This is a genomic window from Pseudomonas sp. E315 (assembly GCF_055406205.1).
In genome coordinates this window covers 299057-323872 of the sequence record NZ_JBUZPJ010000002.1, presented here as the reverse complement: position 1 = coordinate 323872, position 24816 = coordinate 299057, and the positions used below count along the sequence as shown (strand labels likewise).

Sequence of the window (24816 nt, the reverse complement as noted above, 5' to 3'; positions counted from 1 at the left end):
TTCGCTGTGCGCCTGCGTCTGATCGCTGTCGGTTCGCGTATGCCCAAGTGGGTGGAAGAAGGTTGGCATGAATATGCCAAGCGTCTGCCATCCGAGTTGGCACTTGAACTGGTAGAAATACCGCTCAATACCCGTGGCAAGAATGCCGATGTGGCTCGCTTTATCCGTCAAGAAGGCGAGGCCATGTTGGCCAAGGTCGGCCCGGGCGAGCGGATCGTCACCCTTGAAGTGCACGGCAAGCCTTGGAGTACCGAACAGCTGGCGGTTGAGCTCGACCGCTGGCGCTTGGACTCGCGCACAGTGAATTTTATGGTCGGTGGCCCGGAAGGGCTGGCGCCAGAAGTCTGTGCCCGGGCTGATCAGCGCTGGTCGCTGTCGCCGTTGACGTTGCCGCACCCGTTGGTAAGAATTCTGATCGGTGAGCAGTTGTATCGCGCCTGGACGGTTTTGTCCGGGCACCCTTATCACAAATAGATCAGCGCCCCAGAATGAGCCAGCCGATTCGCCTCAAAGATCACGAAAAAGACGCACGCCTTGTGCGCAGTCGAGTCGTGGTCGGCGCAGTCGTGGTAGTGGCCCTGATTTGTGTGCTCATCGCACGTCTTTATTACCTGCAAGTGGTGCAGTACGACTATCACTCTACGTTGTCGGAAAACAACCGGGTGCATGTGCAACCGATCCCTCCGACCCGGGGTTTGATCTTTGACCGCAACGGCGTGGTCATTGCGGATAACCGCCCCAGCTTCAGCCTGAGCATGACCCGTGAGCGTTCGGGTGACTGGCAGCAAGTACTCGATGCAATTGTTGAGGTGTTGCAGCTAACCCCCGAAGACCGGGCCTTGTTCGAAAAGCGCATGAAGCAAGGGCGGCGGCCTTTTGAGCCGGTTCCCATTTTGTTTGAACTCAATGAAGAACAAATCGCCCGTATTGCCGTGAACCAGTTCCGCCTGCCCGGGGTTGAAGTGGTTGCGCAATTGGTACGTCACTACCCGCAGGGCGCGCACTTTGCGCACTCTGTGGGGTACATGGGGCGCATAAACGAAAAAGAGCTTAAAGCCCTCGATCCAGTCAATTACAGCGGCACACACTACATCGGTAAAACGGGTATTGAGCGCTTCTATGAAGCCGAGCTGCATGGTCAGGTTGGTTACGAAGAAGTCGAAACCAATGCCCGCGGCCGCGTGTTGCGGGTGCTCAAGCGCACAGATCCGATCCCCGGCAAAGACATCGTTCTTAGCCTGGATATCAAGCTGCAAGAAGCGGCCGAAGAAGCATTGGCAGGTCGCCGTGGGGCAGTGGTTGCGCTGAACCCCATGACTGGCGAAGTGCTGGCGATGGTTAGCCAGCCAAGCTTTGACCCTAACCTGTTTGTCACCGGCATCAGCTTCAAGGCGTATGCCGAGCTTCGCGACTCGATTGATCGGCCCTTGTTTAACCGTATTTTGCGTGGCCTGTACCCGCCGGGTTCTACCATCAAACCAGCGGTGGCGATTGCCGGGCTCGACAGCGGCGTGATTACCGGCTCATCGCGAGTGTATGACCCCGGCTATTACCAGCTTCCCAATTACGATCACAAATACCGTAACTGGAACCGCACCGGTGATGGCTATGTCGATTTGGACACCGCAATCATGCGTTCCAACGACACCTATTTCTACGACTTGGCCCACAAGCTGGGCATTGATCGTTTGTCCTCCTACATGAACCAGTTCGGCATCGGCCAAAAAGTCTCGCTCGACATGTTTGAAGAGTCTGCTGGCTTGATGCCGTCCCGTGAGTGGAAGCGTGCCACTCGACGTCAGGCATGGTTCCCGGGTGAAACCCTGATTCTGGGGATTGGGCAGGGCTATATGCAATCCACCCCCTTGCAACTGGCCCAGGCGACTGCGCTGATTGCCAGCAAAGGCAAGTGGATTCGCCCGCACTTGGCCAAAACCATCGAGGGTGTGCCGCCGGTAGACCCTAACCCGATGCCCGACATCGTTCTGCGCGACCCTTCCAACTGGGCCAAGGTCAGCCACGGCATGCAACAAGTGGTGCATGGCGCCCGTGGCACGGCCCGGGTTGCAGGTGTCGGCGCGCAATACTTGATTGCCGGCAAGAGTGGTACGGCACAGGTGGTTGCGATCAAACAGGGTGAAAAATATGACCGTTCCAAGGTTCAAGAGCGTCACCGCGATCACGCCTTGTTCGTTGGTTTTGCCCCGGCGGACAACCCGCAAATTGCGGTCTCGGTCATGATTGAAAACGGTGAGGCGGGCAGCCGTGTAGCCTCGCCAGTGGTGCGCAAGGTTATGGATGCCTGGCTGCTGGATGAAAACGGCAAACTCAAACCTGAGTACGCCACCCCTTCAAAGGCGGAGGTTAAGGCCGGTGATGAGTAATTTTGATCGCATCCTCTCCAGTGAGGATGTGATGCGTCGGCGTGCCACGCTGCTTCAGCGGTTGCACATTGATGGCCCCTTGTTGATCTTGCTGCTGACCCTCGCGGCTGGCAGCCTGTTCGTGTTGTATTCGGCCAGCGGCAAAAGCTGGGACCTGCTGAGCAAGCAAGCCACCTCGTTTGGTATCGGTTTGGTGTCGATGTTCATCATCGCCCAGTTCGAGCCCCGCTTCATGGCGCGCTGGGTGCCCATTGGCTATCTGGTCGGGGTCATGTTGCTGGTGGTTGTGGATGTGATGGGCCACAACGCGATGGGGGCAACGCGCTGGATCAACATTCCGGGGGTGATTCGCTTTCAGCCCTCGGAGTTCATGAAAATTCTGATGCCCGCCACCATTGCCTGGTACTTGTCCAAACGCACCTTGCCCCCGCAGCTCAAGCATGTGGCGATCAGTTTGATGCTGATTGGCGTGCCTTTTGCCTTGATTGTGCGTCAGCCTGATTTGGGCACGGCCTTGCTGGTATTGGCCGGTGGCGCGTTTGTGCTGTTTATGGGGGGCTTGCGCTGGCGCTGGATTCTCAGCGTGCTGGCGGCCACGGTGCCAGTGGCGGTGGCCATGTGGTTTTTTGTGATGCACGACTACCAAAAGCAACGCGTGCTGACCTTTCTTGACCCGGAAAGTGACCCGCTGGGCACTGGCTGGAACATCATTCAGTCCAAGGCTGCCATTGGTTCGGGTGGTGTGTTTGGTAAAGGTTGGTTGCTGGGCACTCAGTCGCATTTGGACTTTCTGCCTGAAAGCCACACTGACTTCATCATCGCGGTGATGGGGGAAGAGTTCGGTCTGGTGGGTATTTGCGCGCTGTTGCTGATTTACCTGTTGTTGATTGGTCGCGGCCTAGTGATTACTGCCCAGGCGCAGACACTGTTCGGCAAATTGCTGGCAGGCAGTCTGACCATGACGTTTTTTGTTTATGTTTTCGTCAACATCGGTATGGTCAGTGGCCTGTTGCCGGTAGTAGGCGTGCCATTGCCGTTCATTAGTTACGGCGGAACTTCGCTCGTGACGCTGCTGTCAGCGTTTGGGGTTTTGATGTCGATCCACACACATCGCAAGTGGATCGCGCAAGTTTGATTAAGGTGAACAATTCAATGCAAGCAATGCGTGGCTGGGCTGCACGATACGCGCCGTTGATGGGCCTGTTGGGTCTGTTTGGGGCAGCGCAAGGCGCGGTGGCCGGTGACTACGAAGGCTCACCTAAAGTGGCTGAGTTTGTGGGCGAAATGACGCGTGACTACGGGTTTGCTGGCGAGCAACTGATGGACGTGTTCCGCGAGGCTCAGCGCAAGCAAAGCATCCTTGACGCCATTTCGCGCCCGGCTGAGCGCGTTAAACAGTGGAAGGAATACCGCCCCATCTTCATCTCTGACGCCCGTGTTGCACGCGGCGTCGATTTTTGGCGCGAGCACGAAGCCGTGCTGGCCCGTGCGGAGCAGGAATACGGGGTTCCGGCTCAGGTGATTGTGTCAATCATCGGTGTCGAAACCTTTTACGGGCGCAACACCGGCAACTATCGCGTGATTGATGCCCTGTCGACCCTGGGCTTTGATTACCCGCCGCGCGCTGATTTTTTCCGTAAGGAGCTGCGCGAGTTCCTGTTGCTGGCCCGCGAAGAACAAGTAGACCCGCTGACCCTCAAAGGCTCATATGCCGGGGCGATGGGCTTGCCGCAGTTTATGCCAAGCAGCTTCCGTGCCTATGCCGTGGACTTTGACGGTGACGGCCACATCAATATCTGGAGCAACCCCGACGACGCCATTGGCAGTGTCGCGAGTTATTTCAAACGTCATGGTTGGGTTGGCGGTGAGCCCGTGGTGAGCCGCGCCGACGTGCAAGGTGATCGTGCTGACGAAGGTTTGACTCAAGGCATTGAGCCGGTCAAAACCGTTGGGGAGTTGCGAGCGCTGGGCTGGTCGAGTCATGATGCGCTGCGCGACGACATGCCGGTTACGGCGTTTCGTCTCGAAGGCGAAAACGGCCCTGAATATTGGATGGGCCTGAAGAATTTTTACGCAATCACACGCTACAACCGCAGCGTGATGTACGCCATGGCAGTGCATCAGCTGTCTGACCTGCTGGTTCAAGCACGGGGCAACAAGTAATGCCGTTTTTAGCGATCCGCACACCTTTGAAGGCAGCTGCCTGCGCGACTCTCGCGCTGTTGGTGGCGAGCTGTTCCAGCACACCGCCGACCGCCCCGCAAAAGACGGCCGCCGTGCGTTCGACGCCGGGTCTGGACATCAACCGTGCGCACAAAGATGGTGCGCCGTGGTGGGATGTGGATGTATCGCGGATTCCTGACGCCACACCCACCCTGCACTCGGGCCCCTACAAAGCCAACCCGTATACAGTCTTGGGCAAAACCTACTTCCCGATGCAAGAGTCCAAGACCTACGTGGCTTCGGGCACGGCGTCCTGGTACGGCACCAAGTTTCATGGTCAAAACACCGCCAATGGCGAGGTGTATGACCTATACGGAATGAGTGCCGCTCACAAAACATTGCCGCTGCCCAGCTACGTCAAAGTGACCAACCTGGACAATGGCAAAGCCGTGATTTTGCGGGTTAACGACCGTGGCCCGTTCTATTCAGACCGCATTATTGACCTGTCTTACGCGGCAGCCAAAAAGCTCGGCTATGCCGAAACCGGCACTGCGCGGGTCAAAGTTGAAGGTATCGACCCACAAGCCTGGTGGGCCCAACGGGGTCGCCCGGCACCCTTGATGCTCAACGAGCCAAAAATGGCTCAAAATGCGCCCGGCCCTACAGTTTCAACGGGCAAGGTTGAACAATGGACACCGCCCGCGCAGCAGCATGCGTCTGACGTGGTTCCGGTGACCACGCTGGCCAAAGGCCAAGGGACCTATTTACAGGTAGGTGCGTTCGCCAACCCTGACGCGGCCGAGTTGCTTCGCTCCAAACTCAGTGGCATGGTCAGCGCCCCGGTCTTTATTAGCTCGATTGTGCGCAATCAGCAAACGTTGCACCGCGTTCGACTGGGGCCGATTGCCTCAAGCGGCGAAGTGCAACAAATGCAAAACAGCGTGCGTTTGGCCAATCTTGGCCAGCCGAGCGTCGTCACAGATCAGTAACACTGATTAAAGCGTTGGGCTTTACCACGTTAAGGCCCAAACGCAGTTGCAAGGTTCAAGAACAAAAGCCCTTAGAGAGGCAGGTTTGCAACTGAATACGCGACAGCCAGTCAAATGGCTGCCACACCCGTTTTTGCCCGTGAGGGTAAGTTTCCATTAACAATTTCGAGAGACGGATGAACATCACCACCTTTGCCAAACGCCTGTGTCTGCTTGTCCCGCTAATCATCACGCCTGCTGCCTGGGCAGCAGAGATGATGCCGTCACCGCCGCAGCTGGCTGCCAAAGCCTATGTTTTGATGGAGGCCAGCAGCGGTAACGTGCTGGTTGAGAACAACGGCGACCAACGTCTGCCCCCGGCCAGCCTGACCAAGCTGATGACCGCGTACATTGCGACCCTGGAAATCCGTCGCGGCCAGATCGGTGAAAACGATCCGGTTACCGTCAGCGAGAACGCCTGGCGCACCGGCGGTTCGCGGATGTTCATCAAGGTTGGCACGCAAGTGTCGGTCAGCGACCTGCTGCACGGGATCATCATTCAGTCGGGTAACGACGCCAGCGTAGCCTTGGCTGAGCACATTGCCGGCAGCGAAGACGCGTTCGCCGACATGATGAACAAAACCGCTGCTGAGCTGGGCATGACCAACAGTCACTTCATGAACCCGACTGGCTTGCCGAACCCGGAGCACTACTCGTCGGCCCACGACATGGCAGTGCTGGCTCGCGCCATCATTCACGAAGACCCGACTCACTACGCGATCTACTCGCAAAAAGAGTTCTTCTGGAACGGCATCAAGCAGCCCAACCGCAACCTGTTGCTGTGGCGTGACAAGACCGTTGATGGTCTGAAAACCGGTCACACCGACGAAGCAGGCTACTGCATGGTGTCTTCGGCTGTACGCGATGGCATGCGTTTGATCGCCGTGGTGTTCGGCACAAACAGTGAAGTCGCCCGTGCTGCCGAAACGCAAAAACTGCTGACTTACGGTTTCCGCTTCTTCGAAACCCAGACCTTCTATCAGAAGGGCACTGAGCTGGCTCAAGCGCCCGTCTGGAAAGGCACTACCAGCCAAGTTAAAGCCGGTTTGGCCGATGACCTGACCATGACCTTGCCTAAAGGCCAATTGAAAAAGCTGGCAGCAAGCATGACCATGAACCCGCAACTGATCGCGCCAATCGCCAAAGGCGATGTGATCGGCAAGGTTGAAGTCAAACTCGACGACAAGGTTGTACACAGCGCCGACTTAATCGCTCTTGAGCCGGTTGAGGAAGGTGGTATTTTCCGACGCGTGTGGGACAGCATCCGTCTATTCTTCTACGGCATGTTCAACTGATAGCACTCACCTGTATGGCCTCGCGCTACCCTGCGCGGGGTCATGTTTGTTGTTCTGGGCTTACGAGGCCAATACGCCATGACCGATACCGAAGTAAAGGCGCCAAAGATCGAATTTCCTAACGTTGATTACCCCGTTAAGGTGATCAGCGACACAGGCGTGGGCAACAAGGACCGGATCATCGACATCGTCAAGAAACACGCGACGGTGAACGATGAGCGTGTCGATGAGCGCCAGAGTACCAATGGCAAGTACACGACCATCCAGTTGCACATCGTTGCGACCGATCAAGACCAGCTTTACAACATCAACAGTGAATTGCGAGCCACTGGCTTCGTGCACATGGTGTTGTGATGTCTCGGGTCTTGGGTATTCGCGAGCTGGGCGTGGCTGACTATGAGACCACATGGCTCGCAATGCAGCGCTTTACCGACACGCGCAAAGATCGGCCAGACACGCAAGATGAAGTCTGGCTGGTGCAGCACCCGCCGGTGTTTACCCAAGGTCAGGCAGGCAAGGCTGAGCATCTGTTGTTGCCGGGGGATATCCCGGTGGTCAAGTCTGATCGCGGCGGGCAAGTGACCTATCACGGGCCTGGCCAGTTGGTCGCTTACCTGTTGCTTGACGTGCGCCGCTTGGGTTTTGGTGTGCGCGAGCTGGTGAGCCGGATGGAGCGCTGCCTGATCGACCTGCTGGCCAGTTATGGCGTGACAGCGGCGGCCAAGCCCGACGCGCCGGGCGTCTACGTTGATGGCGCGAAAATCGCCTCACTGGGCCTGCGCATCCGTAATGGCTGCTCCTTCCACGGTCTGGCCCTGAATGTGGACATGGACCTGGAACCGTTTCGACGGATTAACCCCTGTGGCTATGCGGGGCTGGCGATGACCCAGTTACGTGATCATGCAGGGCCGATTGAATTTGCCGATGTGGGTGTCCAGCTGCGTGCGCAGCTCGTCAAACACCTCGACTATGCTGAGCAGACGACCCTGACGGGCGGAATCGACTGATATGACTACTGCGCAAGACGCTGTTCAAACCCTGATCCCTACGCTGGACATCTCAGAACGTGCAGCCCGCGCCAGCGAGGCCCGTTCCAAGGTTGAGACCGGCGTTAAGTTGCGCGGCGCCGAAAAGGTTGCGCGTATCCCGGTCAAGATCATTCCGACCACTGAGCTGCCGAAAAAACCTGACTGGATTCGCGTGCGCATTCCGGTGTCACCGGAAGTCGACCGTATCAAGCAACTGCTGCGCAAGCACAAGCTGCACAGCGTGTGCGAAGAAGCATCCTGCCCTAACTTGGGCGAATGCTTCTCGGGTGGCACTGCGACTTTCATGATCATGGGTGACATTTGCACCCGTCGCTGCCCGTTCTGCGACGTGGGCCACGGCCGTCCGAAGCCATTGGACGTCAACGAACCTGAAAGCCTGGCCATCGCCATTGCGGACCTGCGCTTGAAGTACGTCGTGATTACTTCGGTAGACCGCGATGATCTGCGCGACGGCGGTGCCCAGCACTTTGCCGACTGCATCCGTGAGATCCGTAAACTCTCGCCGAATGTGCTGCTCGAAACACTGGTGCCCGATTACCGGGGCCGCATGGACGTTGCGTTGGAAATCACCGCCGCCGAGCCACCAGACGTGTTCAACCACAACCTCGAAACTGTTCCGCGTCTGTACAAGGCTGCGCGTCCGGGTTCCGATTACCAGTGGTCGTTGACCTTGCTGCAGCGCTTCAAGCAAATGATGCCGCACATCCCGACCAAATCCGGTTTGATGCTGGGCTTGGGCGAAACCGATGAGGAAGTCATTGAAGTGATGAAGCGCATGCGCGAGCACGACATCGACATGCTGACCTTGGGTCAATACCTGCAACCGTCGCGTAGTCACTTGCCTGTACAGCGTTTTGTGCACCCGGACGTGTTTGCCTGGTTCGCCGAAGAAGGCTACAAAATGGGCTTCAAAAACGTAGCGTCTGGCCCGCTGGTGCGTTCTTCGTATCACGCTGATGAGCAAGCCAAACTGGTCAAAACCATGCTGGTAGGTGCGTGATCGCATGAACAGCCGGCTCACCGCGCACGTGTCCAAGACTCACAGCGCGGTGCCCGCGTTACCCTCTGGTGGGGTGATCGGTCTGATCGCCCCGGCAGGCCCCGCCGAATTTGATCTGACACGCGCAACTCAATGGATGCAAGCACGCGGCTATGAGCTGCAGGTGTTTCCCGGTGTGTGGGAAAAAGATGGCTATCTTGCAGGCTCTGACGCTGTTCGCTTGGCTGACTTGCACAATGCTTTTGCAGACAAAAGCGTTGATGCCATTTTTTGCCTGCGCGGCGGTTATGGCTGCCCACGTTTACTTGATGGCATCGACTTTGAGCTTGTACGGCGCAATCCCAAGCCGTTTGTAGGCTATAGCGACATTACGGCGCTGCATTTGGCGATCAACCGTTACGCAGGCTTTGTGACCTTTCATGGGCCGCTGCTTAACGCCGATTTGCTGGGCAATAAACAGCCGCCGACAGAATCCTCCTTATTGCGCATGCTCAGTGGGCAACAAACGCCTTTGCTTGAACACCCAACTGCGTTTGCATTGACCACACTCGTACCCGGCACGGCTCGCGGCCGTTTATTGGGCGGTAACTTGTCGATGATCTGCGCGACCCTTGGCACGGCCTTCGAGATTGATGCGCAGGGCATCATTTTGTTTATCGAAGACGTCAACGAGCCTCTGTATCGGGTTGACCGCCTGCTCACGCATTTGCGTCTGGCAGGCAAACTCAACAGCTTGCGCGGGGTGTTGGTCGGGGATTTTGACGGGGTTGCTACTCAGGCGCTGTTTGGGTTGCTCAAACAGACGCTAGAGCCGTTGGGTATTCCGGTGTTAGCCGGTTGGCGAAGCGGGCATTGCGACCCAAACCTCACGTTGCCGATGGGCGCGTTGGTACGGCTTGATGCCGACGCGCAGCAATTGGTGCTTGAGCAGGCCGTGGTGCAGGTGACGATTTAACGTGCAGGAGCAAGCGTGCTTGCGGTTCAGCCAGCAAACACGCGTTATCGTTAACGACCTTCGCGAGCAAGCTCGCTCCTACGGGGCAGTTATTGCTGATTACGCAAGCTTTCAAGCAGCTTGTGTGAGGGGTAGCCATCAGCAGGCCAGCCCAAGGCTTGTTGGGCACTGCGGATCGCTTTGCGAGTATTGGCGCCAATAATGCCGTCCGCATTGCCTGCGTCGTAGTTGCGGGCGCTGAGCAGGGTTTGCAGCTCTATGCGTTCCGAACGGCTCAGCGGGCGATCGTCTTTTGGCCAGTCGCCAATAATCTTGCCGTCACCATTGAAGCGCTCTGACAGTAAGCCTACGGCCAGCGCGTAGGAAGACGAGTTGTTGTAACGAAGAATCGCCCGGAAGTTATCCAGTACCAAAAAGGCTGGGCCGCGATAGCCTGCGGGCAGCAACAGGGTTGCGCTCAACTGTTCAGTGTTGGCCGGTACGCTTGCACCGTTGGGCAGTGTGACCCCCAGTTTTTGCCATTCGCTGACGTTTTTGCGCACCGTGCCATCGGCCAGCGCGTAGTCAAAGCCATCGGCCAATTTAACTTCAAAGCCCCACGGTTGGCCTTGCTTCCAGCCAGAGCTTTGCAAGTAGTGTGCGGTCGAGGCCAAGGCGTCAGCTGAGCTGTTCCAAATATCGCGGCGGCCATCACCATCGAAGTCGACGGCGTGGGTTTCATAAGTGGTGGGGATAAATTGGGTTTGCCCCATCGCGCCTGCCCATGAGCCGAGCATCTTCTCTGGGGTGATATCACCCTCTTGAATGATCTTCAGCGCGGCGATCAATTGGCTTTGGGCAAACGCCGGGCGACGGCCTTCGTAGGCAAGAGTGGCCAGCGAGCGAATCACTGACTTGTTGCCCTGGAAGGTGCCGAAGTTGCTTTCCATGCCCCACACCGACACTAGGGTTTTGCGGTCAACGCCATAGCGTTGTTCGATGCGGCTCAACAGCTCGGCATTTTGCTCCAGCAAACGCTGACCATTGCGAACCCGCAAAGGCGACAGAGCGCCGTCGAGGTATTCCCACACAGGGCGGCTGAATTCGGGTTGGCTGCGGTCGGCCTTGATCACGCCCATGTCCGGGGTGATGTCTTTGAAGGCGTTATCAAACACCAGCGGGTTGATCCCGGCTTTCAAGGCTTGGGTACGGAAGTTAGCCTGCCACTCGCTGAAGCTTTGTGCGGGCTGAATGTCGAGGTTGTCTGTGCTGGACGCACTGGTAATCGCCGCAGGGGCGACAGGGGCCGCAGGCGTCACAGGCAGAGGTTGAGCATCGGCTGCGGTGGGTTTCTCTGCGCAGGCGACTAAAAGGATGACGCTGGAAGCAGCGATCAGTTGGCGCATCGGCCAACGACGTTTATGACTTAAGAGCATGCGCAGGTCCAGGTAATGCAAATCAGGTGCAGACCTTATCATCCTCGCCGTCAGGCAGCCAGAAAGTAAAAAGCCTCCCGGTCTCTCGACTGGAAGGCTTCGCGGCGGTAGCTGCCTTTTCCTTTAGCGGGTCGTTCCTGGCGGCTACGGAACAGGGGTTGAGCGACGATGGATTTGGCCTTGTTGGGGCGCTTGCTCATGGCATGGGCTCTCAGTGGTTTAAACACGCGCAAATCATCGGCCAGTTTTTTTGATCTGTCCAGTGGCTGCTCAGCGTCGCCTGTCACCTCATCTTTAGTCGCTTGCTGCGTCAATAAATGAAGTTATTCCGCTGGCAGATTCAGCCGTTGCCCACACATCAGCAGCGCCAAACGGCTCAGGCTGCTCCAGGCAGAGCCCGGCGCCTGACCCTTGATTTGAGCGTCGATCCGTTGCGCGTCCATCAGCAATTGAGCCCAGCGCTGGGCTGAATAGCGTTGCAGGGCTTTGCTCATCAATGGTTTGCGTTTGTCCCAAACCGGCGGACGGGCTTGGCTGAACGCCTTGTCCAACGGGGTGCCCTGGCTGTATTGCAGCGCAATATTGGCCAGCACCCGCAACTCGCGAGCAAGCGCCCACAGGATGACCGGCGGTTCGATACCTTCGCCCCGCAAGCCTTCAAGCATGCGCAACGCGTGGGCGGCCTCGCCGTTGAGCACGGCATCAACCAACCCAAACACATCAAAACGTGCGCTGTCGGCAACGGCCGCTTGTACGGTTTGGACGGTGATTTGCCCGTCTTCGGCCATCAGCTTGAGTTTTTCGATTTCTTGAGCGGCTGCCAGCAAGTTGCCTTCGACCCGCGCTGCGATCAGTTCGACCGCATCCTGATTGGCCGTCAAACCAGCTTGCGACAAGCGCTGACGAATCCACTGCGGCAATTGGTTGGCGTCCACAGGCCAGATCTGAACGAACTGGGTGTGCGGCCCTTCAATTAGCGCTTTGCCCCACTTGGTTTTCTGTGCGCTGGCATCTAATTTGGGCAAGCTGATGAGCAATAACGTGTCTTCGGCGGGGCGTGAGCTGTACTCGATGAGCGCCGCAGCGCCTTTGTCACCGGGCTTGCCTGAGGGTAGGCGCAGCTCCAGCAGGCGTTTTTCGGCAAACAGCGACATGCTGGCACCGGCTTGCAATAACGACCCCCAATCAAAAGTGGCATCGGCACTGAACACTTGGCGTTCATCGAAGCCTTGCTGGCGAGCGGTACTGCGGATGGCGTCAGCGGCTTCCTGGCAGAGCAACGGGTCATCGCCGCTGATGATGTAGATCGGCGACAGGTTACCTTGCAGGTGCTTTGTGAGTTGAGCGGGGGCGAGTTTCATAGGGGCTGCAGAGATAACGGGGCGCTTGTGCGCCCCGTATGCCTTACTGGTTCAGTTCGAGTGGCGACTGCTGAGGGGTTTCCTCTTCAGCCTTGCGTGCGGCTTCGATGGCTTCGGCTTCAGCTTGGGCCTTTTGTTCGGCAACGTGTTGCAGCTCAGCCAGACGCTCAGGTGTCAGCTGTTCGAGGCGCAGCACCATTTGCTGTACGAGGTCGCGGCGCATTTCACGGCGCACCATTGACGCTTCCTGATCGGAACCCGTGATGTTGCTGGTGTCCTGCAGGTAGATTTTGTGCACTTCAATTTTGCCGTCTAGCAATTGAAGGTTGTTTTGACCTTTGATGTCATAGCTCAGCACGTTGGTCAGTTCGTATTCAACTGAACCGCCGAGGCCAGAATAAGTGGCCGCCCGCTGGGTCTCTTGCTCGTTGGTCAGCACCAACTTGTAAGGAGCAGAGGTGGTGAGTTTTACGCCGCTGTTTTCCAGTACCTGACGCAGTTCGCGAACCGTTTCGCCATAAGCGTTACGGGCGCTAACATTGAGTTCAGTGAGGGTCAGTTGGTTGGTACCCGTGCCGCGCAGCTGAAAGCCGCAGGCGCTCAGCAGAATAGCGAGGCCCATCACCAGCAAGTTGCGTTTAATCATGTGTTGCTCCCGTTGAAACCAGATAGGCCGACTGTGCGGCCCGGAAGGTCTTATTGGGCGCCCGCGCTTGAGGCGGGCGCCTGTTCCAATTAGCTTGCGACGATGTTGACCAGCTTGCCGGGTACCACGATGACCTTGCGAATCGTCAGGCCTTCGGTGAAGCGCAGCACGTTTTCGTTAACCCGGGCAGCAGCTTCAACCTCTTCTCGGCTAGCGCTGGCAGGCATGTCGATCTGGCCGCGCAGCTTGCCGTTGACCTGGATCACCAGTTGCAGGGTGTCCTGAACCAGTGCGCTCTCGTCCAGTACTGGCCACGGAGCATCAATGATTGCGCCCACATGACCCAACTGATTCCACAGCTCATGGCTGATATGTGGAGTGATTGGAGCCAGCACCAGTGCAACTGTTTCCAGGCCTTCTTGAAGCAAAGCGCGATCCTGCTCGGTGGCTTGCGGTGCTTTTTCGAGCACGTTCATCACGGTCATCACTTGAGCAATGGCGGTGTTGAACTTGTGGTGCTGGCCAACGTCTTGGCTGGCTTGCTTGATGGCCTGATGAATGGCGCGGCGAATGACTTTTTGTTCGTCATTCAGGGTGCCGATATCCAGTGGGCCAGGCAGGCCTTGGCCTACGTGGGCATGGGCCAGGCGCCATACGCGCTTGAGGAAGCGGTGCGAGCCTTCAACACCCGAATCCGACCATTCCAGGCTTGCATCAGGCGGCGAGGCAAACATCATGAACAGGCGGCATGTATCGGCGCCGTATTGTTCGATCATGTACTGCGGGTCAACGCCGTTGTTTTTGGACTTGGCCATTTTTTCAATGCCGCCGATTTCAACCGGCAGGCCGTCGCTGATCAGGATGGCGCTGACAACTTTGGCTTTGCTGTCGCGTACCAGCTCGACATCTGCCGGGTTGAACCAGGTCAGCGAGCCGTTGGCCTCGCGACGGTAGTAAGTGTCGGCGATGACCATGCCCTGGGTCAGCAGGTTCTTGAACGGCTCGTTAGAGCTGACCAACCCTTCGTCACGCATCAGCTTGTGGAAGAAACGCGCGTACAGCAGGTGCAAGATCGCGTGTTCGATACCGCCGATGTATTGGTCAACCGGCAGCCAGTGGTCAGCTGCCTTGCGATCAACCAGGCCCCCTTCGAAGTGCGGCGATGCGTAGCGAGCGTAGTACCACGACGATTCGACGAATGTGTCCATCGTGTCGGTTTCGCGTTTGGCCGGTGCGCCACATTTAGGGCAGCTGCACTCGTAGAACTCTGGCATGCGCGCCAATGGCGAACCCGCGCCATCGGGCACGACGTCTTCTGGCAACACAACAGGCAATTGGGCTTCAGGAACCGGAACGTCACCGCAAGTTTGGCAGTGAATGATCGGGATCGGGCAACCCCAGTAGCGCTGGCGGCTGATGCCCCAGTCACGCAAGCGGAACTGAGTGCGCGATTGACCAAGACCTTTGGCGGTCAAGGCTGCTTCGATGGCATCAAACGCAGCCTGGAAGTCCAACCCGTCAAATTCGCCGGAGTTAATCAGTGGGCCGTGTTCGTTATAGGCGTCTTGCCAAGGCGCTGGAGACTCGTCGCCAGCGCTGGTGCGCACCACTGACTTGATCGGCAGGTTGTACTTGGTCGCAAATTCAAAATCACGTTCGTCGTGTGCCGGTACGGCCATTACGGCGCCGTCGCCGTAGTGCATCAACACGTAGTTAGCGACCCAGACCGGGAGCTTTTCGCCGGTCAGCGGATGCTCAACGAACAGCGAAGTGGGCAGGCCCTTTTTCTCTTGGGTCGCCATGTCGGCTTCGGCAACGCTGCCGCCTTTGCATTGAGCGATGAACGCTTGCAGCTCAGGGTTGTTCTGCGCGGCTTGTGTGGCGAGCGGGTGCTCGGCTGCCACTGCCACGTAAGTGGCGCCCATCAGGGTGTCTGGACGGGTAGTGAATACTTTGAGTGCGCCGGCTTCGCCAATGGAGTCGACGTTGTACGGGAACTGCACTTCCATACCGCGGGATTTGCCAATCCAGTTGCGCTGCATGGTTTTGACCTGTTCAGGCCAGCCAGTCAGTTCGTCGAGGCTTTCAAGCAGCTCGTCTGCGTAAGCTGTGATCTTGAAGTAGTACATCGGGATTTCGCGCTTTTCGATCACCGCGCCCGAACGCCAGCCGCGGCCGTCGATCACTTGCTCGTTAGCCAGAACGGTCTGGTCTACCGGGTCCCAGTTTACGGTGCCGTTTTTACGGTAGATCACCCCTTTTTCGAACAGGCGAGTGAACAGCCATTGTTCCCAGCGGTAGTAGTCAGGCTTGCAGGTGGTGATTTCGCGAGACCAGTCAACGGCCAAACCCAGGCTGCGCAGCTGGGTTTTCATGTATGCAATGTTTTCGTAGGTCCACTTGGCCGGCGCGACGTTGTTTTTCATCGCGGCGTTTTCGGCTGGCATGCCGAACGCGTCCCAGCCCATTGGCTGAAGAACGTTTTTACCGAGCATGCGCTGGTAACGGGAGATCACGTCACCGATGGTGTAGTTACGCACGTGCCCCATGTGTAGCTTGCCGCTTGGGTACGGGAACATCGATAGGCAGTAGTAGGTTTCTTTGCCTAGATCTTCGCTGACTTCGAAGGACTTTTGGTTGTCCCAGAATGATTGGGCGGCGGCTTCTATTTCACGGGGCTGATATTGTTCGTGCATGGCTACTTGTACTAATAAAGGGTGGCCTAATCCTCTTCAACATACGCCGGCTATTGTGTTGCCCGGTCAAGTTGGAGTAGGGGTTACAGGAAGTTCCGTAGCATACATGACCCCACTCTATCGAGGGAAACCCTGATTGCCTCAACCTTCCGTTGGTCGCAGCAGCGCGCCGGTTTTGTGAGCAGAGCTAAGCTGTTTCAGGGGAGATCTATTTCCTTTGAATGAGGTGAACGGATGGCAGAGTTGCAAAGAAACGTAGCAAAAGCGGAGGTGTATGAGCGTTTGATTGATCGTTTGAGTGTGGCTCTTGATACAGCCAAAACGGCAGTGAAATTGCGTGATGAGTGCCCTGTTGTGGTGGAGTTGCGTGGTTTGAGTCGTGACGAGTTCGAGTTGATCAAAGCGTATCTGAACCGGAATGAGCGCAAGGCGAATAGCCGCTCGCAGGGCAGCACCAAACCAACGGATGCGCCCCGTACAGCCAAGGTCATCTGGCTTAAAGACAGGGCTCAAGGAGTGAAGGGGTAGCGCGGCGATTAAGGCCGGCCCCGACAGTAAAACAATATCTAGGTAGATTCACCCAGGGTTGGCAAAGCAGGCGCCTATGTTCAGATTTTTTACCGGGCCTGTTGTTGCAGTGGTTCAACCCACTTAGGCTTCGAGCATCTTTGGAGATGCTCGATGCCTATTCGATACGTCGTTAAACAACTTCTTTTGCCTCCCGGCATTCTTCTACTGCTCTTGGTGCTTGCCTGGTGGCTGCGGCGCTCCCGTCCGCGTCTGGCGGGCGTGTTGTTTGCCTTGGGGGTGGGCGGCTTTTGGCTCATGAGCTTGCCGGTGGTGGTGGAGTGGAGCGCTCGGGCACTTGAGCGGGAGCCTGCTTTGGCTCAAAACGAATGGTCCACATTAGCCGAGCGTGCCGACGCGATTGTGGTACTGGGGTCTGGGCGTGAGCGAGGTGATCCGGCGTGGGGCAGTGATCAGCCAACCGGCGTGGGGTTGGAACGTCAGCGCTATGCTGCCCGGCTGGCTAAAGCTTCAGGGTTGCCCGTGCTGACCACTGGAGGCTTGCACTACGGCACGCCGCCCAGCGAGGCGCAACTGATGGCAGACTCGATGCGCGAGGACTTCGGCGTGTCAGTGCGTTGGAAAGAAGAGCGCAGCCGGACCACTTGGGAAAACGCCACCATGAGCGCCGATATTTTGTTGCCCCAAGGCATCAAGCGTGTTGTGGTCGTGACTCAGGCTTGGCATATGCCGCGCTCGGTATGGAGCTTTGAAAAGGCCGGATTTGAAGTGGTGCCTGCACCCGTTGGCTTTTTGGGTGTGGACAATGCCCGTCCGCTGGGGGGCTGGATGCCTGAGTTCAAATCAATCTGGCAGTCGGGACAATTGCTCAACGAGGCTGTTGGGCAGATTGCCTACCCGCTGTTCTATCGTTGATTGAAACTTTGGAATCTCATCTGTTAGAGCTGGCGCAGCCTGCGATCTTTTGCGCTTAAAAGATCGCAGGCTGCGCCAGCTCCAACAGGCAACTTAAACTGTTTTGGCAATCCGGCTGGTGATCAATGCCCAGCCAAATAGCAGGCCACACAGAATAATCAGCGGCCAAGAACGCCATTGCAGATAAGGCGTCAGGTTGTGCATGGGCACGACTTCGCCGTACAAAATGCCGCGCTCAAACTGCGGGATTTGTGCGGTGATTTGCCCGAAGGGGTTGATCAGCCCCGTAACGCCATTGTTGGTGGCGCGAATCATCCAGCGGCCGGCTTCAAGGGCGCGCATTTGCGCCATTTGCAGGTGCTGCAAAGGGCCGATTGAGGTGCCAAACCAGGTGTCGTTGCTGATGGTCAGCAAAATGTCGCTCTGCGCCGCCAGGTTTGCCGCGAAATCGGGGTACACCACTTCATAGCAAATGAAGGGCGCGATCTGATAGCCCTTGGCTTGCAAGAGCGGTTGGTCGGCAGGCCCGCGGGCAAAGTCAGACATCGGCAAATCAAAAAAGGCGATCAAACCGCGCAATACATCCTGTAACGGAACGTACTCGCCAAAGGGCACCAATTTTTGCTTCAGGTACGTTCCGTCTGCTTCGCCCACCGCCGTGATGCCGTTGAAATACCGGGCTTCATGACGCACTTCTTGACGAATCGGGACACCGGTAATCAGCGCTGAATTTCGTTCAGCGGCAAAGCGCCCCATCATCGTCAAATACCCCTCGGCGTTCTCTTTGAGCACCGGGATCGCGGTTTCGGGCCAGACGATCAAATCGACCCGTTTTGAGTTGAAGGTCATGTCGCGGTACAGCGCCAGTTGCGCATTAAGCTGCGCAGGGTCCCACTTCATGCTTTGTTCAATGTTGCCTTGAATCGCCGCCACGCTTAACGGCTCACCCGAAGGGCTGGTCCATGCGTGGTGCTTAAGTGCAATGCCGATGCACCAAGGGCCCAACAGCAGCACCACACCCGCAAAAACAAAGGCTTTGCGTTTGGCTTTGATCAAACGTGGCAGATTGCACAGCAGGGCGGCAGTCAGGGCCAGCGCAAAAGAGATCAGCCACATGCCACCTAATGGAGCGAGCCCGGCCAGCGGGCCGTCTAGCTGGCTGTAACCGGAATACAGCCACGGGAACCCCGTCAGGAACCAACCACGGAAGGCTTCTTGAGCCACCCACAGCGCGGCAAACGCCAGGGCGTCGGCCAGCGGAGCTTCATTGCGTCTGAGCCAGCGCGCCCACAGCCAGGCCGGCAGGGCAAAAAACCAAGCGATGGCGGCTGTAAAGGCGAGCATCAGCAACCCGGCCAGTAGCACAGAGGCGCCGCCAAAATTGTGAATGCTGTAGTAGATCCAGCTGGTGCCCGCGCCAAACAGGCCGAAGCCGTAACACCAGCCACGGCCCAATGCTTGTTTGGGCGACAGGTCACGTAAGCCGAGATAGAAAATGGCCAAGGCAACCAGCGCCAATGGCCAGATATCGAAAGGTGCCAACGCCAAGGTTGTGAGTGCGCCGGCTACCACGGCCAGCAAGTTACCGGGCCAGCCGGGGGAGGTAATCCAGCGCATTTCAGTCCTTAGCGTTGAGGTTTAGCGGGCAATAGGCGTCAAGCGAATCAAGTGAATTCGGCGGCTGTCGGCATTCAGGATGCGGAAGCGATAAGGGCCAATTTCAGTGATTTCATTGCGTTTTGGCAAGTGCCCGAACGCGCTCATGACCAAGCCACCGACAGTGTCGAACTCATCGTTGGAGAAGTCGCTGTCAAAGAACTCGTTGAAGTTCTCGATCGGGGTCAGGGCTTTGATCAAGAAGTCACCGCTGGGCAGCGGCTTGATGTAGCTGTCTTCCTCGACATCGTGCTCGTCTTCGATATCGCCGACGATCTGCTCCAGAACGTCTTCAATCGTCACCAAACCCGCCACGCCGCCGTATTCGTCGATGACGATGGCCATGTGGTTGTGATTGGCGCGGAACTCACGCAGCAATACATTAAGGCGCTTGGACTCAGGGACAAATGTCGCCGGACGCAGCAAATCCTTGATATTGCACTTGTCGCCGTTCTCTTGAAGGATCAGCGGCAGCAGATCTTTGGCCAAGAGGACGCCTAACACGTCGTCATGACTTTCGCCGATCACCGGGTAGCGCGAGTGCGCCGCGTCGATGATCGCCGGGAGAAATTCGCGGGGTGTCTGGGTCGCCTTGATGCTGATCATCTGCGAGCGTGGAACCATGATGTCCCGTACTTGCAGGTCAGCCACTTGAATGGCGCCTTCGACGATGGCCAGCGCTTCGCTGTCCAAGAGTTTGTTCTGGTGTGCTTCGCGCAGCAGCTCAAGCAGCTCCTGGCGGTTTTTCGGCTCATGGGCAAAGGCCTGGGTCAGCTTACCTAACCATGACTTTTGCCCGTTGCTCGATCGGTCTTCGCTCATAGCGATTTACTCGTATCCCTTGGTAGTTTCAGTGGGTGTTAATCAGTTTTCGTCGTCTGCATACGGGTCTGGATGACCCAGTTCTGCAAGCAACGTTCGTTCCAGAGCTTCCATTTCTTCGGCTTCTTCATCTTCAATATGGTCGTAACCCAGAAGATGCAAGCAGCCATGAATCACTAAGTGAGCCCAGTGGGCCTCAAGCGCTTTGCCTTGCTCGGCTGCCTCACGCCCAACCACGGGCACACAAATCACCAGATCCCCAAGCAGCGGGATGTCCAGGAACTCATCGGGCACGTCGGCCGGGAAGGACAGCACGTTGGTTGCGTAATCTTTGTGGCGCCAGGTGTGATTAAGCTCACGACCTTCGGTTTCATCCACCAGACGGATGGTCATTTCCGAATCAGCGCTGCGCTGGCGCAAGGCCAGCTCGCACCATTGGCGGAACTGGGCTTCGCTGGGGGCGGCTGCGTCGGTAGCCAGTTGCAGGTCAAGCTCAAGCATCGTGGCGGTAATCCTTGGCAGCAGGCAGCGCGGCAAGCTTGTCGGCGGCTTCCTGCTCATAGCGTCCGTAGGCTTCAACAATGCGCTGCACCAATGGGTGGCGCACGACGTCTTTGGACTGGAAATGCGTAAAGCTGATGCCCGGTACGTCCTTGAGCACTTCAATAACATGGTTGAGCCCCGACTTGGTGCCTTTTGGCAGGTCGATCTGGGTAATGTCACCGGTGATCACGGCTGTAGAGCCGAAGCCGATACGGGTCAGGAACATCTTCATTTGCTCAACGGTGGTGTTCTGGCTTTCGTCGAGAATGATGAAGCTGTTGTTCAGCGTGCGTCCGCGCATGTAAGCCAGCGGTGCCACTTCAATGATTTGGCGTTCGATCAGCTTGGCCACGTATTCAAAGCCCAGCATCTCGTACAGCGCATCGTAGAGCGGTCGCAGGTACGGATCGATTTTTTGCGACAGATCGCCCGGCAGAAAACCCAGTTTCTCGCCGGCTTCGACCGCAGGGCGCACCAACAGAATGCGACGGATTTGCTCGCGCTCTAATGCATCCACCGCGCAGGCCACGGCCAGATAGGTTTTACCCGTGCCGGCTGGGCCAATCCCGAAGTTGATATCGTTGCCCAGAATCTCTTTGACGTAGCGCTGCTGATTGATCCCGCGAGGGCGAATCATGCCCTTTTTGGTGCGCAAAGAGACGCTGGCTTCGGCCACCGGGTTGCTGGCAAGGTCTTGCACAGCAGACTCCTGCAAGAACAAGTGCACCATGTCCGGCGAAAGCTCAGTGGCTTTGGTTTCGCGGTACAGGCGGCGCAGCAGGTTTTCTGCGGAAGAGGTCAGTTTTGGGTCGCCGATCAGCTCGAATTGATTGCCGCGATTGCGGATTTCGATCGTCAGGCGTTGTTCGATCAAGCGCAAATGCTCGTCGAATTGCCCGCACAGATTGGCGAAGCGGCGAGCCTCAAAAGGCTCGAGGAGAAAACGATGTGGTTCGATGGGTGCGTTCAAGGTCGTTTTTAGCCGCCCTAAGGCAATTGAGATGAGCTGAAGGATAACGCTAGCAGGTCATCGGTGAAAGGGCTTACTTAAGCTGCATTAAACCTGTAGTCGCTGCCACAGGCTGCGATCATGCACGAAGTGGGCACAAGCGCAGTCTGGCTGAAGATCTTGCGGATCTCATCACAGCCTTCGGCGGCGACTACAGAGGGGTGCATTTAGCTGAGCAGCGAACCCCGCAACGAGTGCGGCTGGGCAGCGTCGATGTGGACGTCGGCAAACTGACCGATCAACTGAGGGTTATCGCAGCGGAAGTTAACGATGCGGTTGTTCTCGGTACGTCCTTGCAATTCGCCAGGGTCTTTTTTCGAGTAATCAGTGACCAAAATTCGTTGGGTCGAACCCACCATTTGTCGGCTGATCTCAAAGCCTTGCTGATTCAGGCGATGTTGCAGCGCATTAAGACGCTCTTTTTTGCGTTCTTCCGGAGTGTCGTCAGCCAAATCGGCCGCTGGTGTGCCGGGGCGCTGGCTGTACACAAAGGAATACGAAAAATCGAAACCGACGTCTTCGATCAGCTTCATGGTCTGTTCGAAGTCTTTTTCGGTCTCGCCGGGGAAGCCCACAATGAAGTCTGAGCTGATGCAAATACCCGGCACGGCAGCGCGCAACTTACGCAGTTTGGATTTGTACTCCAACGCCGTGTGGTTGCGTTTCATCGCAGACAAAATGCGGTCTGAACCCGATTGCACAGGCAAATGCAGGTGTTTAACCAGCTCCGGGACTTCAGCATGGGCCTGTATCAGGCTGTCAGAAAACTCCAGCGGGTGAGACGTGGTGTAGCGGATACGTTCAATACCGTCGATTGCCGCAACAACTCGAATCAATTCCGCGAGGTCAGCCAAACGACCACCTTCGGTCAAACCGCGATAGCCGTTAACGTTCTGACCGAGCAAAGTGACTTCTCGTACGCCGTTTTCAGCGAGGTGAATAACCTCGGCCAGCACGTCATCGAACGGGCGACTGACTTCTTCACCACGGGTGTAAGGCACTACGCAGAACGTGCAGTACTTGCTGCACCCTTCCATCACCGACACATACGCACTTGGGCCATCAATACGAGGCTCTGGCAAGTGGTCGAACTTTTCAATTTCAGGGAAAGAAACATCCACCTGCGGCAGCTTGGTAATGCGGGCTGCATCAATCATTTCAGGCAGGCGGTGCAGGGTTTGCGGGCCAAACACGACGTCCACATAGGGCGCGCGATCACGAATTGCTGCGCCTTCCTGGCTGGCGACACAGCCGCCCACAGCAATCACCATATCGGGGTTGGCCAATTTCAATTCACGCCAGCGACCCAACTGCGAATACACGCGGTCTTGCGCGCGTTCGCGGATCGAGCAGGTATTTAGCAGGATGACATCAGCGTCTTCAGCGCGAGCTGTGACTTCCAGGGCCTGATGTTCACCCAGCAGATCGACCATGCGCGAGCTGTCGTACTCATTCATCTGGCAACCGTGGGTTTCGATGTAAAGCTTCTTGGCCATGGGTGTTCATCAAGTGGTTCAAAGAACCGCGCATTATAGGGGGCATAGCCGTTGCTTCCTAGCGCTGTGCGTCTGGCAGCTATGCTATAGTTCGCGCCCTCTTTTATATCCTCAGATGTTTACCCGCCCACCATGACCAAACGTGAAGCTCCAATCTACAAGGTGATTTTCCTCAACCAGGGCCAGGTGTTCGAAATGTACGCCAAGCAGATCTATCAAAGTGATCTGTGGGGGTTTCTGGAAGTCGAGGAATTCGTCTTTGGCGAGCGCACGCAAATGGTCGTCGACCCGAGCGAAGAAAAGCTCAAGGCTCAGTTTGAAGGCGTGGTTCGCAGCTTTGTGCCCATGCACTCGATTGTGCGCATCGACGAGGTAGAGCGTTTGGGCACCCCTAAGATCAGCGAAGCCCGCGGCGTCAGCAACGTGATGCCGTTTCCGTTTCCAATGCCTGAGAAGTAACTCCAGGTCTCTGTCGTCTCACTGCTAGCGCTGTTTTATTGTCTGTTTAGGCAAGCGGCGTTGTATGCCCTCGATTTTAATAATGACGCTTAAAAGGCCGGTTGTTCTTACGTCGGCGCAGGTTCAATCTTTTATATCTTAAGTGCTCGAAGTTAAATGCAGGTTGTCATCTGTAAAAAAACGTATGGCGCACAACTATGTTATAGGTAATTTCTTACCATTATTTCGCTTGTTTCCTTATTGTATTTGTCGGAGTAGAGGCGCTTAGTGTTATTTATCTTGGTGCGCTTAAGTGGTTGGTTGGTTTCTTTACGTTTGTTCCAAATTCTTACTTGATTCATAACACTTCCTGAAGTGCGTGCTTATCACGTTTGCTTGTTTGGTGCTGTTTTTTCAAGCTGTCTACTGTTGGAGGGACAAATAATATGCCAGTTCAATGGTTTGGCGTGTTTTTGGCGTTGTCCGCGGCAGCGTTGAATGCAAGCATTGGCATACTAAGCAAGATATTGATTGGACAGGGCTTCAGTCCGGCAGCTATAGCATTTTATAAAACGCTGTTGGCGGTTGTTTTGTTGAGCGTAGTGTTACTTGCAGTGAGAAAGCGACAGGCGCTAAAAGCAAGCGGAGCAAGATGGTGGCAAGCGGCAGTGTGTGCCATGCTCGGGATATTCACGTTATTTTTCTTCGAGACTCAGGCTTATCATTATGAAAACGCCGCCACAGTAGTTGTTCTATTAATGGCGTCAGCCTCTGTGAGTTCAATTATCTTGGCCCGTATTGTATTGAGAGATCCGATTGATCTGAACATCACCTTAGGGGCTTTGCTGGCTATTTTTGGTGTGTATTTGATTTTTAAGGATTCCATGGGGGAGGGGGTGAACTGGCAAGGTGGGCTTTATGCTGTCGTCGCAGGGTTCGGTTATGGCTCTTTCTCAGTCTGTATGAAGAAAATGAATATTCTTGGCGGATTGATATTTACGCGCATGTTATTGGTTTGGGGGGCTTTCTATCTGTTTATTCCAGCTTCACTTTCTCATGAGCTGAGTGTCAACATCACGCCGCTGACCGCTACCCTGCTGTTGGCCTTAGCCGTACTTCCTACGATTCTCGGTTTTTACTGCACTACCAAGGCCATACAAATACTGAAACCTTCTCAAGTTCAAGTCATTGAGCTAAGTGAACCTATTTTTGCCGCAGTCTTGGCATTGTTAGTGCTCAACGAAATCCCTGGTATTTCAACTTTGTATGGTGGTGCATCCATTTTGCTGGGGCTGCTTTTTGCTAATCGTCTGATGAATATAAGAAAGTGCAGGTGATGATTTTTTGGGCGAGAACCTGCTGTCGCAGAACTCTGATATAGGATCTATAAAATTAATATTAGACATAAGTAGTCGGA

24 protein-coding genes are annotated in these 24816 nt (G+C 56.2%); 14 read left to right on the top strand and 10 right to left on the bottom strand.

What is annotated here, in order from left to right:
* Positions 1 to 6: 6 nt before the first annotated feature.
* From rlmH to ACZRJQ_RS04750, 10 genes are all read left to right on the top strand, one after another.
* Entirely contained in the window at positions 7 to 474 is a 468-nt protein-coding gene (rlmH, locus tag ACZRJQ_RS04795; protein WP_003444191.1) for a 23S rRNA (pseudouridine(1915)-N(3))-methyltransferase RlmH, read from the top strand.
* A gap of 14 nt (positions 475 to 488) precedes the next feature.
* Positions 489 to 2384 carry a penicillin-binding protein 2 gene (gene mrdA / locus ACZRJQ_RS04790; protein ID WP_463977261.1) on the top strand — a complete coding sequence of 632 codons (1896 nt, stop codon included), beginning with the start codon at positions 489 to 491 and terminating at the stop codon, positions 2382 to 2384.
* 31 nt (positions 2385 to 2415) lie between these two features.
* Positions 2416 to 3519 carry a rod shape-determining protein RodA gene (rodA, locus tag ACZRJQ_RS04785; RefSeq protein WP_463977355.1) on the top strand — a complete coding sequence of 368 codons (1104 nt, stop codon included), beginning with the start codon at positions 2416 to 2418 and terminating at the stop codon, positions 3517 to 3519.
* A gap of 17 nt (positions 3520 to 3536) precedes the next feature.
* Complete coding sequence (gene mltB / locus ACZRJQ_RS04780) at positions 3537 to 4547, top strand: lytic murein transglycosylase B (protein WP_463977260.1); 1011 nt, start codon at positions 3537 to 3539, stop codon at positions 4545 to 4547.
* Positions 4547 to 5536 carry a septal ring lytic transglycosylase RlpA family protein gene (locus ACZRJQ_RS04775; protein ID WP_463977259.1) on the top strand — a complete coding sequence of 330 codons (990 nt, stop codon included), beginning with the start codon at positions 4547 to 4549 and terminating at the stop codon, positions 5534 to 5536. Before mltB ends, ACZRJQ_RS04775 begins: the two co-directional genes overlap by 1 nt.
* Positions 5537 to 5712: 176 nt before the next feature.
* A complete protein-coding gene (locus ACZRJQ_RS04770) occupies positions 5713 to 6870 on the top strand; it encodes a D-alanyl-D-alanine carboxypeptidase family protein (RefSeq protein ID WP_463977258.1) in 1158 nt (385 codons plus the stop codon).
* A gap of 78 nt (positions 6871 to 6948) precedes the next feature.
* The gene (locus ACZRJQ_RS04765; protein WP_463977354.1) at positions 6949 to 7224 is read left to right on the top strand and encodes a DUF493 domain-containing protein; all 276 of its coding nucleotides are present in this window, start codon (positions 6949 to 6951) and stop codon (positions 7222 to 7224) included.
* Positions 7224 to 7877: a lipoyl(octanoyl) transferase LipB gene (gene lipB, locus ACZRJQ_RS04760; RefSeq protein ID WP_463977257.1), complete on the top strand. Its 654-nt coding sequence runs from the start codon at positions 7224 to 7226 to the stop codon at positions 7875 to 7877. Before ACZRJQ_RS04765 ends, lipB begins: the two co-directional genes overlap by 1 nt.
* 1 nt (position 7878) lies before the next feature.
* Positions 7879 to 8919 (top strand): lipoyl synthase, encoded by a 1041-nt coding sequence (lipA, locus tag ACZRJQ_RS04755; RefSeq protein ID WP_463977256.1) that lies wholly within the window; start codon positions 7879 to 7881, stop codon positions 8917 to 8919.
* A gap of 4 nt (positions 8920 to 8923) precedes the next feature.
* Positions 8924 to 9874: a S66 peptidase family protein gene (locus ACZRJQ_RS04750; RefSeq protein WP_463977255.1), complete on the top strand. Its 951-nt coding sequence runs from the start codon at positions 8924 to 8926 to the stop codon at positions 9872 to 9874.
* A gap of 89 nt (positions 9875 to 9963) precedes the next feature.
* Here the strand turns inward: ACZRJQ_RS04750 and ACZRJQ_RS04745 are convergent, their stop codons facing one another.
* The 5 genes from ACZRJQ_RS04745 to leuS all read right to left on the bottom strand — a co-directional run bounded on the left by ACZRJQ_RS04745 (position 9964) and on the right by leuS (position 15992).
* Positions 9964 to 11289 carry a lytic murein transglycosylase gene (locus ACZRJQ_RS04745; protein ID WP_463977254.1) on the bottom strand — a complete coding sequence of 442 codons (1326 nt, stop codon included), beginning with the start codon at positions 11287 to 11289 and terminating at the stop codon, positions 9964 to 9966.
* Between the two features lie 50 nt (positions 11290 to 11339).
* Positions 11340 to 11489 (bottom strand): alternative ribosome rescue factor ArfA, encoded by a 150-nt coding sequence (gene arfA / locus ACZRJQ_RS04740; protein WP_003444166.1) that lies wholly within the window; start codon positions 11487 to 11489, stop codon positions 11340 to 11342.
* A 123-nt stretch (positions 11490 to 11612) separates the two neighbouring features.
* On the bottom strand, positions 11613 to 12650 hold the full coding sequence (gene holA / locus ACZRJQ_RS04735) for a DNA polymerase III subunit delta (RefSeq protein WP_463977253.1): 1038 nt from the start codon (positions 12648 to 12650) through the stop codon (positions 11613 to 11615).
* 43 nt (positions 12651 to 12693) lie between these two features.
* Positions 12694 to 13296 (bottom strand): LPS-assembly lipoprotein LptE, encoded by a 603-nt coding sequence (locus tag ACZRJQ_RS04730; protein ID WP_463977252.1) that lies wholly within the window; start codon positions 13294 to 13296, stop codon positions 12694 to 12696.
* A gap of 89 nt (positions 13297 to 13385) precedes the next feature.
* Positions 13386 to 15992 carry a leucine--tRNA ligase gene (leuS, locus tag ACZRJQ_RS04725; RefSeq protein WP_463977251.1) on the bottom strand — a complete coding sequence of 869 codons (2607 nt, stop codon included), beginning with the start codon at positions 15990 to 15992 and terminating at the stop codon, positions 13386 to 13388.
* 234 nt (positions 15993 to 16226) lie between these two features.
* Here leuS and ACZRJQ_RS04720 point away from each other — a divergent pair, with 234 nt between their 5' ends.
* Positions 16227 to 16520, top strand: a complete 294-nt coding sequence (locus ACZRJQ_RS04720; protein ID WP_463977250.1) for a hypothetical protein — start codon at positions 16227 to 16229, stop codon at positions 16518 to 16520.
* A 153-nt stretch (positions 16521 to 16673) separates the two neighbouring features.
* Positions 16674 to 17435 carry a YdcF family protein gene (locus tag ACZRJQ_RS04715; protein WP_463977249.1) on the top strand — a complete coding sequence of 254 codons (762 nt, stop codon included), beginning with the start codon at positions 16674 to 16676 and terminating at the stop codon, positions 17433 to 17435.
* A 93-nt stretch (positions 17436 to 17528) separates the two neighbouring features.
* On the opposite strand, the gene lnt is transcribed toward ACZRJQ_RS04715, so the two are convergent.
* From lnt to miaB, 5 genes are all read right to left on the bottom strand, one after another.
* Positions 17529 to 19052 carry an apolipoprotein N-acyltransferase gene (gene lnt / locus ACZRJQ_RS04710; protein WP_463977248.1) on the bottom strand — a complete coding sequence of 508 codons (1524 nt, stop codon included), beginning with the start codon at positions 19050 to 19052 and terminating at the stop codon, positions 17529 to 17531.
* A 21-nt stretch (positions 19053 to 19073) separates the two neighbouring features.
* Complete coding sequence (locus tag ACZRJQ_RS04705) at positions 19074 to 19913, bottom strand: HlyC/CorC family transporter (protein ID WP_463977247.1); 840 nt, start codon at positions 19911 to 19913, stop codon at positions 19074 to 19076.
* Between the two features lie 42 nt (positions 19914 to 19955).
* Positions 19956 to 20414, bottom strand: a complete 459-nt coding sequence (gene ybeY, locus ACZRJQ_RS04700) for an rRNA maturation RNase YbeY (RefSeq protein ID WP_463977246.1) — start codon at positions 20412 to 20414, stop codon at positions 19956 to 19958.
* On the bottom strand, positions 20407 to 21426 hold the full coding sequence (locus ACZRJQ_RS04695) for a PhoH family protein (RefSeq protein WP_463977245.1): 1020 nt from the start codon (positions 21424 to 21426) through the stop codon (positions 20407 to 20409). The genes ybeY and ACZRJQ_RS04695 overlap by 8 nt, the downstream gene beginning before the upstream one ends.
* 206 nt (positions 21427 to 21632) lie before the next feature.
* The gene (miaB, locus tag ACZRJQ_RS04690) at positions 21633 to 22961 is read right to left on the bottom strand and encodes a tRNA (N6-isopentenyl adenosine(37)-C2)-methylthiotransferase MiaB (protein WP_463977244.1); all 1329 of its coding nucleotides are present in this window, start codon (positions 22959 to 22961) and stop codon (positions 21633 to 21635) included.
* 132 nt (positions 22962 to 23093) lie between these two features.
* Here miaB and ACZRJQ_RS04685 point away from each other — a divergent pair, with 132 nt between their 5' ends.
* On the top strand, positions 23094 to 23420 hold the full coding sequence (locus ACZRJQ_RS04685; protein ID WP_019411970.1) for a DUF1820 family protein: 327 nt from the start codon (positions 23094 to 23096) through the stop codon (positions 23418 to 23420).
* Positions 23421 to 23845: 425 nt separating this feature from the next.
* Positions 23846 to 24736 (top strand): DMT family transporter, encoded by an 891-nt coding sequence (locus tag ACZRJQ_RS04680; protein ID WP_463977243.1) that lies wholly within the window; start codon positions 23846 to 23848, stop codon positions 24734 to 24736.
* Positions 24737 to 24816 lie beyond the last annotated feature (80 nt).